Raw genomic sequence first — 21,308 nt, forward strand, 5'->3', positions numbered from 1 at the left:
CACCCGCTCCACCTGGACCGAGTGCGAGGCGTAGTCCACCGGAATCCGCCGGGCCCGCACCCCGCTCGCCTCACACAGCGCCATCAGCTCGTCCAGCGCACCCGGCTCACCGGAAACCACCGTGGACGAAGGCCCGTTGAACGCCGCCACCGACACCCGGCCGCCGAAGGAGCCGATCAGCTCCTCGACCACCGCACTCCCGGCGGCCACCGACACCATCCCGCCGCCACCGGCGAGTTCGATCAGCGCCCGGCTGCGCAGGGCCACCACCCGGGCCCCGTCCTCCACGGACAGCGCACCCGCGACCACCGCCGCGGCGATCTCACCCTGCGAGTGCCCGACCACCGCCGAGGGCTGGACACCGTGCGCCCGCCACACCTCCGCCAGCGACACCATCACCGCCCACAGCACCGGCTGGACCACGTCCACCCGGTCCAACTCCGCACCCTCACGCAGCACTTCGGCCAGCGACCAGTCCGTGAACGGCGCCAGCCCCGCCTCGCACTCGGCCAGCCGCGCGGCGAACTCCGGCGACCAGTCGGCGAGTTCGCGCGCCATGCCGACCCACTGGGAGCCCTGGCCGGGGAAGACGAAGGCCACCGAGCGGCTGTCGCGCTCCTCGGCGAGGCCCGTGACCACCCCGGCCCTGGCCGTCCCGTCGGCGAGTGCCGCCAGGCCGTCCAGCAGGGCGGTGCGGTCGGTGCCGAGCACCACGGCGCGGTGTTCCAGGCCGGCCCGGGAGAGCAGCGCCCGGCCGATCTCCGGCGCGGTCAGCTCGGCGTGCTCGGCGGCGAAGGCGCCCAGTCGCGCGGCCTGCGCCGCCAGTCCGGCCCCGGTGCGGGCCGAGAGGAACCACGGGAGCACCCCGGCGCCGGGCTCGGGCAGGGCCGCCGCCTCGGTGACGACCGGGGCGGCTTCCAGGATGACGTGGGCGTTGGTGCCGCTCATGCCGAAGGAGGAGACGCCGGCCCGGCGCGGCCGGTCCGCGGCGGGCCACGGCCGGGCCTCGGCCAGCAGCTCGACGGCGCCCGCCGACCAGTCCACGTGCCCGCTGGGCTCGGCGACGTGCAGGGTGGCCGGGAGCCTCCCGTGCCGCAGCGCCTGCACCATCTTGATCACGCCGGCGACGCCGGCGGCGGCCTGGGTGTGGCCGATGTTGGACTTGACCGAGCCGAGCCAGAGCGGCCGGTCCTCGGGCCGGTCCTGGCCGTAGGTGGCCAGCAGCGCCTGGGCCTCGATCGGGTCGCCGAGCCGGGTGCCGGTGCCGTGCGCCTCGACGGCGTCCACGTCGGCGGTGGTCAGTCCGGCGTTCGCCAAAGCCTGCCGGATCACCCGCTCCTGCGAGGGACCGTTGGGCGCGGTGAGGCCGTTGGACGCACCGTCCTGGTTGAGCGCGCTGCCGCGCACCACCGCGAGCACCCGGTGCCCGTTGCGGCGGGCGTCGGAGAGCCGCTCCAGCACCAGCATGCCGACGCCCTCGGACCAGCCGGTGCCGTCCGCCTCCGCCGAGAAGGGCTTGCAGCGGCCGTCCGCGGCGACGCCGCCCTGCCGGCTGAACTCGGCGAAGATCTCCGGGCCGGCCAGCACCGTGACACCGCCGGCCAGGGCCATCTCGCACTCGCCGCCGCGCAGCGCCTGCGCCGCCAGGTGGAGGGCGACCAGCGAGGAGGAGCAGGCGGTGTCCACCGTGATGGCGGGGCCCTCCAGGCCGAAGGTGTACGAGACCCGGCCGGAGATCACGCTGTTCGAGGTGCCGGCGAGGACGTGCCCCTCGGCGGTGGTGGAGAGGTCGGTGCCGATGCCGTAGTAGGAGGTTCCGGCGCCGAGGAAGACGCCCACCTGGGCGCCACGCACCGAGGTCGGGTCGATGCCCGCGGCCTCGAGGGCCTCCCAGGCGGCCTCCAGCGAGAGCCGCTGCTGCGGGTCCATCGCCAGCGCCTCGCGCGGGGAGATGCCGAACAGGGCCGCGTCGAACTCGGTGGCGTCGGCGAGGAAGCCGCCGGTGAGCGCGTACGGCGCGTCCGCGGTCTCGGCTTCCCAGCCGCGGTCGGCGGGGAAGCCGGTCATCCCGTCGCCGCCGTCGGCGAGCAGGTCCCAGAGGCGGTCGGGGCTGTCGGCGCCGCCCGGCAGGCGGCAGCTCATCCCGACGATGACGATCGGGTCCTGGTCGGTGGCCGCCACGGCGGCCTGGGCGCGCACCGGGACGTCCCGGCCGCCGAGCAGTTCGCCGAGCAGGTACTCGGCGAGCGCGGCCGGGCTCGGGTGGTCGAACACCAGGGTGGCGGGAAGCCGCAGGCCGGTGGCGGCCTGCATCCGGTTGCGCAGTTCCACCGAGGTCAGCGAGTCGAAGCCGGCCTCCTTGAAGGCGCGGCCGGCCGCGACGGCGTCCGGGGAGGCGTGGCCGAGCACCAGGGCGGTCTGCTCGCGGACCAGGTCGACGAGCAGCGGGAGCCGGCCGTCCGGCTGGACGGCGGCGAGCCGCTGGGTGAGGCCGGCGGCGGTCGGGGCGTCGCTGGCCCGGCGCAGGGCGGCGCCGACCAGCGAGCGCAGGATCGGCGGCGGCCCGGCCGGGTCGCCGCGCAGCGCGGCGACGTCGAGGTTGGAGGTGACCAGGTGGGCGCGCGGCACCGTCCCGGCGACGTCGAACAGGGCCATGCCCTGCGCGGTGGTCAGCGGGGCGCCGACCCGGGCCGCCCGCGCCAGGTCGGCGCCGGTCAGGTGACCGGTGATGCCGCTGGACTCCGCCCACAGGCCCCAGGCCAGCGAGGCGCCGGCCAGGCCGCGGGCCCGGCGGTGCGCGGCCAGCGCGTCCAGGAAGCCGTTCGCCGCCGCGTAGTTGCCCTGTCCGGGCGGGCCGAGCACCGCGGCGACGGAGGAGAACAGCACGAACATCGCGAGGTCGCGGTCGGCGGTCAGCTCGTGCAGGTTCAGCGCCGCGTCCGCCTTGGGGCGCAGCACGGTGGCGAGCTGCCCGGCGGTGAGGGCGGTGACCACGCCGTCGTCGACCACACCGGCGGTGTGGACGACGCCGGTGAGCGGGTGCTCGGCGGGGATCGCGGCGAGCACCGCGGCCAGCGCCTCGCGGTCGGCGGCGTCGCAGGCCGCGACCGTCGCCTCGGCACCCAAGTCGCCCAGCTCGGCGACCAGTTCGGCCGCGCCCGGGCTGTCGGCGCCGCGCCGGCTGAGCAGCAGCAGGTGCCGCACACCGCGCTCGGCCACCAGGTGGCGGGCCAGCAGCCCGCCCAGGGTGCCGGTGCCGCCGGTGATCAGCACGGTGCCCTCGGGATCGAGCGGCACCGGCACCGTCACCACGTTCTTGCCGACGTGCTTGGCCTGGCTGATGTGCCGGAACACGGCGGGCGCCTCACGGACGTCCCAGGCGGTGATCGGCAGCAGCCGCAGCGCACCCGACTCGAACAGCGAGAGGACCTCGGTGAGGATCTCGCCCATCCGCCGGGGGCCGGCTTCGGAGGGGTCGAAGGCGCGGTAGCGCGCGCCCGCGTGGTCGGCGGCGACCCGCTCGGGGTCGCGCGGGTCGGCCTTGCCCATGTCGGCGAAGCGCCCGCCCTCGGCGAGCAGCCGCAGCGAGGCGTCCACGAACTCGCCGGCCAGCGAGTTCAGCACGATGTCCACCCCGCGCCCACCGGTGGCCGTACGGAAGGACTCCTCGAAGCCGAGGTCACGGGAGGAGGCCAGGTGCGCGTCGTCCAGTCCGGCCGACCGCAGCACCCCCCACTTGCCGGGGCCGGCGGTGCCGAACACCTCCAGGCCCAGATGACGGGCGACCTGGACGGCGGCCATGCCGACACCACCGGCCGCCGCGTGCACCAGCACCGACTCACCCGGCCGGGCACCGGCCACATCCACCAGACCGTAGTAGGCCGTCACGAAGGCCACCGGCATCGAGGCGGCCTCGGCGAAGGACCAGCCCGACGGGATCCGGGCGAGCCGGCGCCGGTCGGCGACGGCGGCGGGGCCGAAGCCGCCGGGGAACAGGCCGAAGACCCGGTCGCCGGGGACGAGGTCGGTGACCTCGGCGCCGACCTCCAGGACGACGCCGGCGCCCTCGGAGCCGAGTTCGGCGCGCTCGGGGTACATGCCGAGCGCGAGCAGCACGTCACGGAAGTTCACCCCGGCCGCGCGGACGCCGACCCGCACCTCGCCGGCGCCCAGCGGCCGCTCGGCGGTGTCGGTGGGCAGCAGCCGCAGGCTGGTCAGGATGCCGGGCTCGGTGGGTTCGAGGACCCAGGCGGCGGCGTCCTCGGGGACGGTCAGCGCGACGGAGGCGGGCACCCGCACCAGGCGGGGCGCGTACAGGGCGCCGCCGCGCGCGGCGAGCTGGTTCTCCCCCAGCTCCACCGCCCGGCGCACCCGCGCCCAGTCGGCGGAGCCGTCGTCGTCGAGCAGCACGAAGCGGTCCGGGTGCTCGGACTGGGCCGAGCGCAGCAGGCCCCACACCGCGGCGCCCGCGAGGTCGGTGGGCTCCTCGCCCGGTTGCACGGCGGCGGCGCCACGGGTGACGACCGCCAGGCGGGCGGACTCCTCCCGGTCTCCGGCCAGCCAGCGCTGGGCGGCGTCCAGTGCCCCGCCGGTGGCGGTGCGGGCGCGGTCGGCGGCGTCGCCGTCGGCCGCCTCGACCCGGTGCAGCACCAGGGCGGCGGAGGCCCGGCCGGCCTCGACCTCGGCCAGCTCGGCGACCGGGCACTCCTCGGCGGCGGTGCCGGCCGGCAGCGCCGTCCACTCGACCGCGAACAGCGCGTCGCCGGCCTCCGCGCGGCGGCCGTCCGCCGCCTGCTCGGTGGGCGCCGGCCGCAGGGTCAGCGAGCGGACGTCGGCGACGGGGGCGCCGGTGGCGTCGGCGACGCGGATCGAGATCGCGTCCCGGCCCGCCGGGGCGAGCCGGACCCGGGCCACGGAGGCGCCGGTGGCGTGCAGGGACACCCCGGACCAGACGAACGGCAGCGGCGTCGCGCCCGCGTCGTCGAGGAACCCGCCGACGGTGGTGGCGTGCATGGCCGCGTCGAGCAGCGCCGGGTGGACGCCGTACCCGCCGGCCTCCTCGGCGGCGGTCGCGGGAAGGGCGATCTCCGCGTAGACGGCGCCCTCGGCCCGCCAGGCCGCGCGCAGTCCGCGGAAGGCCGGGCCGTAGCCGTAGCCGGCCTCGGTCAGCCGGTCGTAGTAGCCGTCCAGGTCCACCGGCTCGGCGCCGGCCGGCGGCCAGGCGGAGAGGTCGTACGGTTCGGCCTCCGTCCCGGCGGCCAGGGAGCCGGAGGCGTGCCGGGTCCAGCCGGCCGCGCCGTCGGGCTGGGCGTGGACGGACACCGGGCGGTCGCCGGCCTGGTCCGGGTCGCCGACCCGCACCTGGACGCGCACGCCGCCGGTGGCGGGGACGGCCAGCGGGGCCTCGACCATCAGCTCGCGCAGCTCGGTGCGGCCGACCTCCCGGCCGGCCCGCAGCGCCAGTTCCACGAAGCCGGTGCCGGGCAGGATCGCGGTGCCGCGCACGGCGTGGTCGGCCAGCCAGGGCTGGGCGGCCAGCGACAGCCGGCCGGTGAGCAGCGCGCCCTCGCCGTCCGCGAGCGGCACGGCGGCGGTGAGCAGCGGGTGCTCGGTGCGCAGCAGGCCGGCGGTGGTCACGTCGGCGCCGGAGCGGCCGGGGCGCAGCCAGTAGCGCTGACGCCGGAAGGCGTACGGGGGCAGGGTGATCCGCCGGCCGCCGCGGTCGGCGAGCACGGCGGACCAGTCCACCGCGGCGCCCCGGGTCCAGGCGGCGGCGACGGCGCCCAGCAGGGTCTCGGCCTCGGGCCGCTCGGCCCGGGAGGCGGGCACCAGCACGGCGTCGTCGCGCCCGACGGCGTCCAGGGTGAGGCGCGCCATGGCGGTGAGCACGGCCTCCGGGCCGAGCTCCAGGAAGCGGGTCGTGCCCTGGGCGGCGAGCCAGCGCACGCCGTCGGCGAACCGGACGGCCCGGCGGACGTGCCGCACCCAGTACTCGGGGTCGCAGATCTCCTCGGCGCCGACGGCGGTGCCGCTCAGGTTGGACACCACGGGCAGGCGCGGCGGGTGGTAGGCCAGGCCCTCGGCGACGGCCCGGAACTCGGCGAGCATCGGCTCCATCAGCGCCGAGTGGAAGGCGTGCGAGACCCGCAGCCGACTGGTGCGGCGGCCCTCGGCGCGCCAGTGCTCGGCCAGGTCGGCGATCGCGACCCGCGGTCCGGAGACCACGATCGCCTGCGGGCCGTTGACGGCGGCGACGTCGACGAGCGCGCCGTGGGCGGCGAGCGCCTCGGCGGCCTCGGCCTCGTCGATGGCGACGGCCAGCATCGCGCCGCCCTCGGGCAGCGCCTGCATGAGCCGGCCGCGCGCGGCGACCAGGGCGCAGGCGTCGTCGAGCGAGAGGACGCCCGCGGCGTGGGCGGCGGCGATCTCGCCGATGGAGTGGCCGAGCAGGAAGTCCGGGCGCACGCCCCAGGACTCCAGCAGCCGGAACAGCGCCACCTCGAAGGCGAACAGCGCGGCCTGGGTGTGGACGGTCCGGTCCAGCAGGGCCGCCTCGGGGCTGCCCGCCTCGGCGAACATCACCTCGCGCAGCGGGTGGTCCAGTGCGGTGTCGAGCCGGGCGCAGACGGCGTCCAGGGCGTCGGCGAACACCGGGAAGGCGGCGTAGAGGGCGCGGCCCATGCCGGGGCGCTGGGAGCCCTGTCCGGAGAACAGGAACGCCGAGCGGCCGTCGGCCGTCTCGCCGCGCAGCACGCCGGGCGCCTCGGCGCCGGTGGCCAGCGCGCCGAGGCCGGCCAGCAGGCCGGGGTGGTCGGCGGCCAGGACGACGGCGCGGTGGGCCAGGCCGGTGCGGCCGGTGGCCAGCGACAGCGCGACGTCGGCCGGGTCGGTGTCCGCTCCCGTGCCGGCTCCGGCGAAGGCCCGCAGCCGCTCGGCCTGGGCCGCGAGCGCCGTCGGGTCGGCGGCGGAGAGCAGCCAGGGCAGCGGGGCCTCGGCGGCGGGTGCGGCGGGCGCCGCGGCGGGCCGGACCTCCGGCTCCTCGGCCGGGGCGCTCTCCAGGATGACGTGGGCGTTGGTGCCGCTGACGCCGAAGGAGGACACGCCGGCCCGCAGCGCCCGGCCGTTCTCGGGCCAGGGCCGCGCGGCGGCCAGCGGCTCGACCGCGCCGGCCGACCAGTCCACGTGCGGCGAGGGCGCGTCCAGGTGGAGCAGGCCGGGCAGCTCGCCGTGGCGCATCGCCATGACCGTCTTGATCACTCCGGCGACGCCGGCGGCGGCCTGGGTGTGCCCGATGTTCGACTTCACCGAGCCGAGCCACAGCGGCCGGTCGGCCGGGCGGTCCTGGCCGTAGGTGGCCAGCAGCGCCTGGGCCTCGATCGGGTCGCCCAGCTTCGTCCCGGTGCCGTGCGCCTCGACGGCGTCCACCTCGGCGGCCGACAGCCCGGCGTTCGCCAGCGCCTGCCGGATCACCCGCTGCTGGGCCGGGCCGTTCGGGGCGGTCAGGCCGTTGGAGGCGCCGTCCTGGTTGACGGCGCTGCCGCGCAGCACGGCCAGGACCCGGTGCCCGTTGCGGCGGGCGTCGGACAGCCGCTCGACCAGGAGCATGCCCACGCCCTCGGACCAGCTGGTGCCGTCCGCCGCCGCCGAGAACGGCTTGCAGCGGCCGTCGACGGCGAGGCCGCGCTGCCGGCTGAACTCGACGAAGGAGTCGGGGGACACCATCACCGTCACGCCGCCCGCGAGGGCGATGCCGCACTCGCCGGAGCGCAGCGCCCCGGCCGCCATGTGCAGGGCGACCAGGGAGGAGGAGCAGGCCGTGTCCACCGTGATGGCGGGGCCCTCCAGGCCGAAGGTGTACGCGAGCCGGCCGGAGGCGACGCTGGTCGTGGTGCCCGTCAGCACATGGCCCTCGACGCCGTCCGGCAGCGCCGCGCCCTGCCCGTAGCCGGAGGAGGTCATGCCGACGAAGACGCCGCCCTGGCTGCCGCGCACGGTGCTCGCGTCGATTCCGGCGTCCTCGAAGGCCTCCCAGGCGGCCTCCAGCAGCAGCCGCTGCTGGGGGTCCATCGCCACCGCCTCGCGCGGGGAGATCCCGAACAGGCCGGCGTCGAAGTCGCCCGCACCGGTGAGGAAGCCGCCGGAGCGGACGTAGGTGTGGCCCTGCCGGTCGGGGTCGGGGTCGTAGAGGCCCTCGACGTCCCAGCCCCGGTCGGCCGGGAAGTCGCCGATGGCGTCCCCGCCGGCCGCGACCAGCCGCCAGAGGTCCTCGGGGCCCTCGACGCCGCCGGGGAAGCGGCAGGCCATGCCGATGATCGCGATCGGCTCGTCGGTGGCGGCGGTGACCGCCGCGGCCGGGCCGGAGTCGAGCCCGCCGACCAGGTAGCGGGTCATCTCGCCGATGGTCGGGTGGTCGAACACGGCGGTGGCGGGGACCGAGCGGCCGGTGCCGGCCGCCAGGCGCTTGCCCAGTTCGACGGCGGTCAGCGAGTCGAAGCCGAGGTCCTTGAAGGTCCGGCCGGTCTCCAGGCCGCTCGGGTCGGCGTGCCCGAGCACCGCGGCGACCTCGGCGCGGACCACGGCCAGGGTCTCCCGCTCGCGCTCGGCGGCGGACAGTGCGGCGATCCGGCCGCTGAAGGCGGTCCCGTCGTCGGTGGTGCCGGTCCCGGCCGCGGCGGTGCGCGGGCCGGGCAGGTCGGCGAGCAGCGGGCTGGGCCGGACGGAGGTGAAGGAGGCGGTGAAGACCGGCCAGTCGACGTCGGCGACGACGACCGCGGTCTCGTCCCGGTCGACGGCCTGGTCCAGCGCGGCCAGGGCCAGCCGCGGGTCCATGGCCGGGATGCCGCGGCGGCTCAGGAAGTCCGCGCCGCGGCCGTCCGGGCCGCCGGCCCACGGGCCCCAGGCGACGGCGGTGGCGGGCAGGCCCAGCGAGCGACGGTGCTCGGCCAGGGCGTCCAGGTAGCTGTTGCCGGCCGCGTAGGCGGCCTGGCCGCCGCTGCCCCAGACCCCGGCGATCGAGGAGAACAGCACGAAGGCGTCCAGCGGCACGTCCGCGAGGGCGGCGTGCAGGTGGGCCGCGCCGGCGGTCTTGGCGGCGAGGACGGCCGCGAACTCGGCCGGGCCGGTCAGTTCCAGGGCCTCGGTCGGGCCGACCTCGGCGGTGAAGACCACGCCCGCGACGGGGTGCTCGGCCAGCAGCGCGGCGAGCGCGTCGCCGTCCCCGAGGTCGCGGGCGACGACGGTGGCCGGGGTGCCGGCCTCGGTCAACTCGGCGGCCAAGTCGGCGAGTTCGGTAAGTTCGGCGAGTTCAGTGGTCTCGGCGGCTTCGGCGGTGCCGTCGGACGGCACGGCGGCGACCAGCAGCAGGTGCGCCGCGCCGCGGCCGGCCGCCCAGCGGGCGGCCTGGCGGCCGAGGGCGCCGTCGGCCCCGGCGACCAGGACGGTGCCGGAAAGCCGCCGGCCCTCGCCGGCGGGCGCCGGCTCGGGGGCGCGCAGCAGCCGGGCCGCGAAGGTCCCGGAGGAGCGCACGGCGGTCTGGTCCTCACCGGTGGTGCCGGAGAGGACGGCCGCGAGGCGCCGCCCGGCGCGCTCGTCGAGCACCGGCGGCAGGTCGATCAGGCCGCCGGTGCGGTCCGGGTGCTCCAGCGCCAGCGACCGGCCGAAGCCCCAGAGTTGGGCCTGCACCGGGTTCGTCAGCCGGTCGGCGCGGCCGGTGGAGACAGCACCCCTGGTCAGGGTCCACAGCGGGGCGGTGATCCCGGCGTCACCGAGCGCCTGGACCAGGGTCAGCGAGAGGGCGAGCCCGGCGGGCAGCGCGGTGCCGGGCAGCGGCTCCTCGGCCAGGCCGGCCAGCGAGACCACGCCGGTGAACGGCTCGGACGCCGAACGCGCGGCGCGGAGCGCCTCGGCCAGCGCCGTACGGCCGACGGCCGGGTCGGAGACGGCCAGGGTCACGGTCTGCGCACCGGCGGTGCGGATCGCCGCGACGACCTCCTCGGCGACGGCCTCCTCGGCGGCCACCACCAGCCAGGTGCCGGACAGGGGGACGGCGCCGTTCGGGCCGTCCACCGGCTTCCAGCCGATCCGGTAGCGCCAGGAGTCCAGCGTCGAGCGGTCCCGGCGGCGGCGCCGCCAGTCGGCCAGCGCGGGCAGCACCGAACCGAGCAGCTCCGGGGTGTCGTCCAGCCGCAGTGCCTCGGACAGTTCGGCGAGGTCCTCGCGCTCGACGGCGTCCCAGAACCGGGCCTCGGCCGGGTCGGCCCCGGCGGTCGGCGCGGCGGCCTGCTCCAGCCAGTAGTGCTCGCGCTGGAAGGCGTAGGTGGGCAGCTCGACGTGTCCGGCGGCGGGCAGTAGCGAGGCGAAGTCGACGGCCACACCTGCGGTCCAGGCCTCGGCGAGCGCCGCGAGCAGCTGCTCGGGGCCGCCCTGGCCGCGCCGCAGCGTGCCGAGGACGGCCGCCTCGGTCGCGGCGGCGTCGGCGGTCTCCTGGACGCCGACGGTCAGCACCGGGTGCGGGCTGCACTCGACGAACACCGACCGGCCGCTGCCCAGCAGGGCGCGGGTGGCTTCCTCGAAGCGCACCGGGGAGCGCAGGTTGTCGAACCAGTACCCGGCGTCCATCCGGGCGGTGTCGATCGGGGTGCCGGTCAGCGTGGAGTAGAGCGGGACGGTGGAGGTGGCGGGGCTGATGCCGGCCAGTTCCTCCAGGATGCGCTCACGCAGGCGGTCCACCTGCGCCGAGTGCGAGGCGTAGTCCACCGGAATCCGGCGGGCCCGCACCTCTCGCGCCTCACACAGCGCCATCAGCTCGTCCAGCGCGCCCGGCTCACCGGAAACCACCGTCGAGGACGGGCCGTTGTAGGCCGCCACCGACACCCGGCCGTCGAAGGAGCCGATCAGCTCCTCGACCACCGCACTGCCCGCCGCCACCGACACCATCCCGCCGCCACCGGCGAGTTCGGTGATCGCCCGGCTGCGCAGCGCCACCACCCGGGCGCCGTCCGCCACGGACAGCGCACCCGCGACCACCGCCGCCGCGATCTCACCCTGCGAATGCCCGACCACCGCCGAGGGCTGGACACCGTGCGCCCGCCACACCTCCGCCAGCGACACCATCACCGCCCACAGCACCGGCTGGACCACGTCCACCCGGTCCAACTCCGCACCCTCACGCAGCACTTCGGTCAGCGACCAGTCCACGAACGGCGCCAGCGCCGCCTCACACTGCGCCAACCGCCCGGCGAACACCGGCGAAGCCTGCGCCAGCTCCCACGCCATACCGACCCACTGCGAGCCCTGACCCGGGAACACGAACACCACGTCACCCGGAACCACCCGGCCCCGGACCACACCCTCGCCACCGAGCACCGACAGCCCGTCCAACAGCCCGGACCGGTCACCGCCCAGCACCACGGCCCGCTGCTCCAGACCCGCCCGGGACAGCAGGGCAGACGCCACGTCCGCCACCGCCACCTCGGGCCGCCCGGCCACGAACTCCCGCAACCGCTCCGCCTGCGCCACCAGCGCCGCCGGCGTCCGACCCGACAGCAGCCACGGCACCGGCCCGTCCACGGCCACAGCCGCCGGGAGCGCTGCCGCAGCCGGCGCGGCCTCCAGGATCAGGTGGGCGTTGGTGCCGCTCATGCCGAACGAGGAGACGCCCGCGCGGCGCGGACGCCCGCCCTCGGGCCAGGGTCGGGCCTCGGCCAGCAGCTCCACCTCGCCCGTCGCCCAGTCCACGTGCGGGGACGGCTCGTCCGCGTGCAGGGTCGCGGGCAGCACGCCGTGCCGCATCGCCAGCACCATCTTGATCACACCGGCCACACCGGCCGCGGCCTGGGTGTGCCCGATGTTCGACTTCACCGAGCCCAGCCAGAGCGGCTCGCCGGCCCGCTCCTGGCCGTAGGTGGCCAGCAGCGCGTGGGCCTCGATCGGGTCGCCCAGCTTCGTCCCGGTGCCGTGCGCCTCGACCGCGTCCACCTCGGCGGCCGACAGCCCGGCGTTCGCCAGGGCCTGCCGGATCACCCGCTCCTGCGAAGGACCGTTCGGCGCCGTCAGACCGTTGGACGCACCGTCCTGGTTGATGGCGGTGCCCCGGATGACCGCGAGCACCTGGTGCCCGTTGCGGCGGGCGTCGGAGAGCCGCTCCAGCATGACCAGGCCGACGCCCTCGGCCAGTCCGAAGCCGTCCGCGCCCGCGCCGAAGGCCCGGCAGCGGCCGTCCTCGGACAGTCCGCGCAGCCGGCTGAACTCGATGAACAGGCCCGGGGTGGACATCACCGCGGCGCCGCCGGCCAGGGCGAGGTCGCACTCGCCGCCGCGCAGCGCCTGCACAGCGAGGTGCAGGGCGACCAGGGAGGAGGAGCAGGCGGTGTCGACGGTGACGGCCGGGCCCTCCAGCCCGAGCGCGTACGCCACCCGGCCGGAGGCGACGCTGCCCGCGTTGCCGGTGACCCGGTACCCCTCGTAGTTCTCCAGGGCGTGGTCCATCCGCGGGCCGTACTCCTGGGTGGCGACACCGGTGAACACGCCGGTGGCGCTGTGCTTCAGCGTGGTCGGGTCGATCCCGGCGCGCTCGACGACCTCCCAGGCCGTCTCCAGCAGCAGCCGCTGCTGCGGGTCGGCGGCGGCGGCCTCGCGCGGGGAGATGCCGAAGAACGCGGCGTCGAAGCGGTCCGCGTCGTACAGGAAGCCGCCCTGGCGGGTGTACGAGCGGCCCGCCTCGTCGGGGTCCGCGTGGTAGAGCCGGTCGAGGTCCCAGCCGCGGTTGACGGGCAGGGTGGAGATCATGTCGCCGCGCTCGGCGACGACCTGCCACAGCTCCTCGGGCGAGCCGATGCCGCCGGGGAAGCGGCAGCCCATCGCGACGATGGCGATCGGCTCGTTCGGGGCGGCGGTCGCGGCCCTGGCCGCCGTGGGCGCCGGGCCGGTGCCGTCGGTCAGCAGGGCGAGCAGGTGGTCGGCCAGCGCGTTCGGCGTGGGGTGGTCGAAGGCGACGGTGGTGGGCAGCCGCAGGCCCGCCGCGGCGTTCAGCCGGTTGCGGAACTCCACCGCGATCAGCGAGTCGAAGCCGAGCGCCTTGAAGGCCCCGTCCACCGCGATCCCGGCCGGGTCGGCGTGGCCCAGCGCGGTCGCGGCGCTGGAGCGGACCAGGTCCAGCAGGGTGCGCCGGCGGTCGGCGGCGGGCAGCACGGCCAGCCGGTCGGCGAGGCCGCTCGCGGCGGCCGCGGCCGAGGCCCGGCGCAGCGGGGTGCGGATCAGGCCGCGCAGCACCGCGGGGACGGCCTCGGGGGCGCCGGCCGCCTCGGCGACGGCGATCCGGGCCGGGGCGATCAGCGGGCGGCCGTCGGCGAGGGCCGCGTCGAAGAGCGCGAGGCCCTGTTCGGCGGTCATCGGGGCCAGCCCGCCGCGGACCAGGCGCGCCCGGTCGGCCGCGCCGAGCCGCCCGCCCATGCCCTCGCCGTGCTCCCAGAGGCCGGAGAGCAGCGCCTGGGCGGGCAGCCCGAGGGCGTGCCGGTGCTGGGCCAGCGCGTCGAGGAAGCCGTTGCCGGCGCCGTAGCTGGCCTGGCCGGCGGCGCCGACGGTGCTGGCCAGCGAGGAGAAGAGAACGAAGGCGCTCAGGTCGAGGTCGCGGGTGAGCCGGTGCAGGTTCCAGGCCGCGTCGGCCTTGGGCCGCAGGACCGCGTCCAGCTGCTCGGGGCGCAGTCGCTGCACGGAGGCGTCGTCGACCACGCCGGCGGCGTGCACCACGGCGGTGAGCGGGTGCGCGGCCGGGACGGCGGCCAGGACCGCGGCCAGGGCGTCCGGGTCGGCGGCGTCGCAGGCGGCGGCGGTGACCTCGGCGTCCAGCCCGGCGGTCAGCTCCGCGAGTTCCCCGGCGGGCAGGCCGCGGCGGGAGACCAGCAGCAGGTGGCGGACCCCGTGCGCGCCGACCAGGTGCCGGGCCAGCAGCCGGCCGATGGCGCCGGTGCCGCCGGTCAGCAGGACGGTGCCGTCCGGGTCGAACGGGGTGCGGGCGGCTTCGGCGCCGGCGAGCGGGGCGGGGCCGGCCTTGACCAGCCGCGGCGCCAGCAGTCGGCCGGCCCGCAGGGCGAGCTGCGGCTCGTCGCCGGCGAGGGCCCGGTGCAGGACCTCGTGCAGGACCTCCTCGGCGGGCTGCCCGGCGCCGTCCTGGTCGGCGCTGTCCTGCTCCGGGCTGTCCTGGTCGAGGATGAGGATGCGGCCGGGGTGCTCGATCTGGGCGCTGCGGGCCAGGCCGAGGACGGCGGCCGCGGCCAGGTCGCGCACGTCCTCGTCCGGGCCGGCGGCGAGCGCCCGCCGGGTGAGCAGGACGAGCCGGGAGTCGGCCCGGGCGTCGTCGGCGAGGAAGTCCTGGATCAGCGCGAGGACGCCGCGGGTGAGGGCGTGCGCGCTCTCGGCGGGGGCGTCCGGGTCGCCGGACACCGGGAGGAGGACGGCCACGGGTGCCGGGCCGCCGTCGAGCGGCGGCAGGCCCTGGGCGGGGTCCGCGAGGACGGTCCGGCCGGGCTCGGCGGGCCGGGCGGCCCCGGCGGCGGTCCAGTCGATCCAGTCGATCCAGTCGATCCGGTGGAGCGGGTCGGCGGTGCTCCGCCCGGCGGCCGGCCGCTCGGGGTCGACGGCCCGCAGCACGAGCGCGTCGACGTCCAGCACGGCGGCGCCCGCCGGGTCGCTCAGCGTGACGGCGTAGGTGCCCTCGGAGCCGGCGGGAGTGGTGCGGACCCGGACGGTGGTGGCCCCGGAGGCGTGCAGCCGGACGCCGGAGAAGGAGAAGGCGAGCCGGGTGGCCGACGGGTCGCCGTCGAGCAGCAGCACGTGCAGCGCGGCGTCCAGCAGCGCGGGGTGGATGCCGAAGCCGTCGGTCGGGAGCGCGTCCGGGAGGGTGACCTCGGCGAACAGCTCCTCGCCGCGCCGCCAGGCGGCGCGCAGGCCCTGGAAGGCCGGGCCGTAGGCGTAGCCGCGCTCGGCCAGGCCGGGGTAGGCGTCCTGGACGGCGAGCGCCTGGCCGCCGGCCGGCGGCCAGGCGCCGTGCGCCGCGGGGGCGGCCGGCGCGGCGGCGCTCAGCGCGCCGGTGGCGTGCCAGGTCCAGGGGCGGTCCTCGGCGGCGGCCTGCGGGCGGGAGTGGACGGTGACCGGGCGGCGGCCCGCCTCGTCCGGCGGCAGCAGCACCACCTGGACCTGGACGGCGCCGTCGGCCGGGAGGACCAGCGGGTTCTGGAGGGTGAGCTCCTCCAGGTGCGGGTGGTCGGCGCGCAGCCCCGCGTGCAGCGCGAGGTCGACGAGCGCGGAGCCGGGCAGCACGACCGCGCCGCCGACCACGTGGTCGGCGAGCCAGGGCTGGTCGGCGGCGGCGAGCCGGCCGGTGAGCACGAGGGTGTCGTCGCCCGCGAGGGTGACGGCGGCGCCGGCCAGCGGGTGGCCGGCCGGGTCGAGGCCGAGGCCCGTGGCGTCGGTGGTTCCGGCGCCGGGCGCCAGCCAGTACCGCTCGCGCTGGAAGGGGTAGGTGGGCAGCGGGACCCGCCGGGCGGAGCCGGGGAAGGCGCCCGCCCAGTCGATCGCGAGGCCGGCGACGTACGCCTCGGCGAGCGCGCCGAGGAACCGCTCGGAGCCGCCTTGGTCGCGGCGCAGGGTGCCGAGGGCGGCGCCGCCGCGGCCGTCGGCCTCCACCGTCTCCTGGACGCCGACGGTGAGCACGGGGTGCGGGCTGGACTCGACGAAGGTGCGGTGGCCGGCCGCGAGCAGCGCGCGCACGGTGGGCTCGAAGCGCACCACCTGGCGCAGGTTGCGGAACCAGTAGTCGGTGTCGAGTTCGGTGGTCGGCAGCAGGCCGCCGGTGACGGTGGAGTAGAAGGCGGTGTGGCCTTCGCGCGGCTCGATCCCGGCGAGGGCCTCGGCCAGCTCCTCGCGCAGCGGGTCGACGGCCGGCGAGTGCGAGGCGTAGTCGACCGGGACGCGGCGGGCCCGGACGTCCTGGGCCTGGCACTGGGCGACGAACTCGTCGAGGGCCTCCCCCTCCCCCGCGACCACGGTGGCGGACGGGCCGTTGTGCGCGGCGACGACGATCCGGCCGTCGAAGCGGGCGATCCGCGCCTCGACCTCGGCGGTCGGCAGCGGGATCGACGCCATGCCGCCGGTGCCCGCGATGGCGCGCAGGTAGCGGCTGCGCAGCGCGACGATCCGGGCGGCGTCGGCCAGGGTGAGGCCGCCGGCGACGTGCGCGGCGGCGATCTCGCCCTGGGAGTGGCCGATCACGGCGGCGGGGACGACGCCGGAGTGGCGCCAGAGCTTCGCCAGCGACACCATCACGGCGAAGAGCGCGGGCTGCACCACGTCGACGCGTTCCAGCGTGGGGGCGCCGGGGGCGCCGTGCAGCACGTCGATCAGGGACCAGTCGGTGTGCGGGGCGAGGGCCTCGGCACAGGCGGTGAGTTCGGCGCGGAAGACCTCGGAGGAGGCGTACAGCTCGGCGGCCATGCCCTCCCACTGCGAGCCCTGGCCGGGGAAGACGAACACGGGGCCGTCGGGGGCGCCGGCCGTGCCGGTGGTCAGCTGGGGGGCGGGCAGCTCCCGGGCCAGCGCGTCCAGTCCGGCCAGCAGGGACTCGCGGTCGGCGGCGACCACCACGGCGCGCCGGTCGAAGGCGGCCCGGGCGGTCAGCGACAGGCCGAGGTCGGCGAGGGACGCGGCGGCGGATCCGGCGGCGTCCTCGGCGCCGGCCCGGACGGCCTCGGCCAGCCGGGCGGCCTGGGCGCGCAGCGCGGCCTCGCCGTGGGCGGAGAGCGGGAAGGGCAGCGGGCCGGTCGCGGGGGCGGCCGGGGCCGCCGGGGCGGCCTGCGGGACGCTCTCGACGATCATGTGGGCGTTGGTGCCGCTGATGCCGAAGGAGGAGACCGCCGCCCGGCGCGGGCGCCCGCGCTCGGGCCAGTCCCGGGCCTCGGTCAGCAGCCGGACGCCGCCGGCGTTCCAGTCGACCCGGCTGGAGGGGGTGTCGGCGTGCAGGGTGCGCGGCAGCGTGCCGTGGCGCATCGCCTGCACCATCTTGATGATCCCGGCGACGCCGGCCGCGGCCTGGGTGTGCCCGATGTTGGACTTCACCGAGCCGAGCCACAGCGGGTCCTCGGCGGCGCGGTCGCGGCCGTAGGTGGCCAGCAGCGCCCCGGCCTCGATCGGGTCGCCGAGGGCGGTGCCGGTGCCGTGCGCCTCGACGGCGTCCACGTCGGCGGCGGTGAGTCCGGCGCCGGCCAGCGCCTGGCGGATCACCCGCTCCTGGGACGGGCCGTTCGGCGCGGCGAGGCCGTTGGAGGCGCCGTCCTGGTTGATGGCGCTGCCGCGGATCACCGCGAGCACCGGGTGGCCGAGGCGTTCGGCGTCGGAGAGCCGTTCCAGGGCCAGCAGGCCCACGCCCTCGCCCCAGCCGGTGCCGTCGGCTCCGTCGGCGAAGGCCTTGCAGCGGCCGTCGGCCGACAGGCCCTGCTGCCGGCTGAACTCGATGAACATGCCGGGCGTCGCCAGCACGGTGGCGCCGCCGGCCAGGGCCATCGTGGTCTCGCCGGAGCGCAGCGACTGGCAGGCCAGGTGCAGGGCGACCAGCGAGGAGGAGCAGGCCGTGTCCACGGTGACCGCCGGGCCCTCCAGGCCCAGCACGTAGGCGATCCGGCCGGAGGCGACACTCGCGGTGTTGCCGGTCAGCAGGTGGCCTTCCAGGTCGGCCGGGGCCTCGTGCAGCCGGGGGCCGTAGTCCTGGGCGGTGGCGCCGACGAACACGCCGGTGCGGCTGCCGCGCAGCGCGGCCGGGTCGACGCCGAGGCGCTCGACGGCCTCCCAGGCGGCCTCCAGCAGGAGCCGCTGCTGCGGGTCCATGGCGAGGGCCTCGCGCGGGGAGATGCCGAAGAACGCCGCGTCGAAGCGGGTCGCGTCGGTGAGGAACGCCCCGGCGGGGGTGAGCGCGCCGGTCGGGTTGCGGCCCTCGTCGGCGTAGACGCCGGCGATGTCCCAGCCGCGGTCCTCGGGGAAGCCGGTGACCAGGTCGCGGCCGTCGAGGACGGCCTGCCACAGGGCCTCGGGGGTGTCGATGCCGCCCGCGTAGCGGCAGCTCATGGCGACGATCGCGATCGGCTCGTCGCTCACGGCGCCGGGGGCGGGCGCCGCGGGGGCGACGGCGGCGGGCTCGCCGTAGAGCAGGCCGGAGAGGTGCTCGGCCAGTCGCAGCGGGGTCGGGTGGTCGAAGATCAGGGAGTCCGGCAGCCGCAGCCGGGTGGCGACGGCGAGGCGGTCGCGCAGTTCGACGGCGGTGAGCGAGTCGAAGCCGAGGTCGCGGAAGGTGAGCCGGGCGTCCACGTCCGCGGGGGTCTCGTAGTCGAGGACGGTGGCGACCTGGGCGCGGATCTGGTGCAGCAGGGCCCGGTCGTCCCGGCGCTCGGCGGCGGGCTCGGCCGGGGCCTCGGTCGCCGTCCCGGTCGGGGCCGGCGCGGCGGGAGCGGGCTCGACGGCCGCGGGCGCGTCCAGCCAGAAACGGCGGCGCTGGAAGGCGTAGGTGGGCAGGTCGACCGGTCGGGGGTCGTGGCCCGCGAAGAGGGCGTCCCAGTCCAGCGGCACGCCGGCGGTGTGCAGCCGGGCGACGGCGCCGAGCAGGGTCTCCGCGTCGTCGCGGTCCTTGCGCAGGGCCGGGACGAGCGCGCCCTCGGCGCCGGCCTGCCGGGCCATCGCGCAGAGCACGCCGTCGGGGCCGAGTTCGAGGAAGCGGGTGACGCCCTCGCGGTGCAGGGCCTGGACGCCGTCGGCGAAGCGGACGGCCTCGCGGACCTGGCGGACCCAGTAGTCGGGGGTGGTGAGCTGTCCGGGCTCGGCGATCCCGCCGGTCAGGTCGGAGACGACCGGGATCCGCGGCTCACTGAAGGTCAACTCGGCGAGTACGGCGGCGAATTCGTCCAGCATCGGCTCCATCAGGGCCGAGTGGAAGGCGTGCGAGACGGTCAGCCGGCTGGTCTTGCGGCCCTGCGCGGCCCACCCGGCCGCGAACTCCTCGACCGTCTCGGCCGGGCCCGAAACCACCACCGCGGTGGGGCCGTTGACCGCCGCGACGTCGAGGCGCCCGCCGATCTCCGCGCGCACCTCGGCCTCGGTGGCCTGCACGGCGAGCATCGCGCCGCCCTCGGGCAGCGCCTGCATCAGCCGGCCGCGCGCCGCGACCAGCGCGCAGGCGTCCGCCAGCGAGAACACCCCGGCCACGTGCGCGGCGGCGATCTCGCCGATCGAGTGCCCGAGCAGGAACTCCGGTGCCACACCCCAGGATTCGAGTAGCCGGAAGGTCGCCACCTCGACCGCGAACAGCCCGGCCTGGGTCCAGACCGTACGGTCCAGGTCCTCGGCGCCCTCGAACACCACGTCCTTCAGCGACCGCCCGAGCAGCGGGTCGAGTCCGGCGCAGACCGCGTCGAAGGCCTCGGCGAACGCCGGGAACGCCTCGTACAGGCCCCGGCCCATGCCGACGCGCTGCGAGCCCTGTCCGGTGAACAGGAAGGCCGTGCGGCCCTCGTCGGTCTCGCCGGAGACCACCCCGCGCACGGGCTCGCCGGCGGCCAGGGAGCCGAGGCGGCGCAGCAGTTCGTCCCGGCCGCGGCCGAGCACGGCGGCCCGGTGGCCGAAGGCGGCGCGGGTGGTGGCCAGGGAGTGGCCGATGTCGGCCGGGTCGGCGGCGGGGGCGGCCTCCAGGTGGGCGCGCAGCCGGGCGGCCTGCTCGCGCAGCGCGTCGTCGGTGCGGCCGGACAGCGGCCAGAGCACCGGCGCGCCGGCGGCGGTCCGCTCGCGCGGCTCCTCGGCCCGGCCGGGCCACTCGGTGAGCACGACGTGGCAGTTGGTGCCGCCCATGCCGAAGGAGCTGACGCCCGCGATCCGCGGGCCCTCGGGCCAGGGTTCGAGGGCGGTCTGCACCCGCAGGCCGAGGTCGTCCAGCGGGATGCGCGGGTTGGGGCGCTCGAAGTTGAGGCTCGGCGGGAGCTGCCGGTTGGCCACCGACAGGACGGCCTTGAGCAGGCCGGCCGCGCCGGCGGCGCCTTCGAGGTGGCCGATGTTGGTCTTGGCGGAGCCGACCCGCAACGCGGTGTCGGGGGTGCGGCCGGCGCCGAGGACGGTGCCGAGGGCCGCCGCCTCGACCGGGTCGCCGACGGGCGTGCCGGTGCCGTGCAGTTCGACGTAGCGCACCGCGTCGGGCGCGATCCCGGCGCGGCGGTAGGCGGCGGCGAGCACGTCGGCCTGGGCGTCGCGGCTGGGGGTGGTCAGACTGTCGCCGCCGCCGTCGTTGTTGACGGCGCTGCCGCGGATGACGGCGTAGATCCGGTCGCCGTCGGCGACGGCCCGGGCGACGGTCTTGAGCGCGACGACCACGCCGCCCTCGCCGCGGGCGTAGCCGTTGGCGCGCTCGTCGAAGGTGTAGCAGCGGCCGTCCGGGGAGAGCGCGCCGAAGCGGGCCGCGCTGACGGTGCTCTCCGGGGCCGCGATCAGGTGCACGCCGCCGGCCAGGGCGAGGGTGGCCTCGCCGCGCCGCAGGCTGTCGGCGGCGACGTGCACCGCGACCAGGGAGGAGGACTGTCCGGCGTCGACGGTCATGCTGGGGCCGCGCAGGCCGACGGCGTAGGAGACCCGGTTGGCGATCAGGCCGCGTTGCAGGCCGGCCAGCGAGTGCGGGCCGATCCGCTCGGTGCCGCCGCGCTGGGCGAGGGTGGCGTAGTCGGAGGCCATCACGCCGACGAAGACGCCGGTGCGGCTGCCGCGCAGGGCGTCCGGAACGATCCGGGCGTCCTCCAGCGCCTCCCAGCTCAGCTCCAGCATGAGCCGCTGCTGCGGGTCCATGGCGGTGGCCTCGCGCGGCGAGATGCCGAAGAAGCCCGGGTCGAACCCGTCGATCCGGTCGAGGAAGCCGCCGCGGCGGGGCACGTCCCGGTCGGCCGGCTCGCCGCGGTCGGCGGGGAACTCCCCGGTCGCGTCCACGCCGTCGCACAGCAGCTTCCAGAAGGCGCGCGGGTTCTCGGCTCCCGGCAGTCGGCAGGCGATTCCTACGACGGCGATGGCAGCGTCATCGGCATGGACCTCAGGCATGGGACACCTCAACACGTAATGCGCCGGAAATAGCCGTACGAAATTCACGGGTGGAATCGCCCACCACGTCGACCTGGCGGATTTGGCGTTTCGCAAGGGCCACCGCGGTCCGCCGGGTGGGAATTCCCGTCGTCCCTGATGGCGAGTCATCCGCGAGCTTAGGGAGCGGATCCACCGGCACCAACCCCTAAGCAGGGCGG

At 77.2% G+C, this 21,308-nt stretch carries 1 protein-coding gene; it reads right to left on the minus strand.

Annotated elements, in window-relative coordinates; all coding sequences use genetic code 11:
* The coding region (locus ACFWP2_RS07945; protein ID WP_380449400.1) for a type I polyketide synthase at positions 1-21,108 on the minus strand (21,108 nt) is incomplete at its 3' end.
* Positions 21,109-21,308 lie beyond the last annotated feature (200 nt).

The sequence above is a fragment of the Kitasatospora sp. NPDC058444 genome, assembly GCF_042721415.1.
Lineage (GTDB): Bacteria > Actinomycetota > Actinomycetes > Streptomycetales > Streptomycetaceae > Kitasatospora.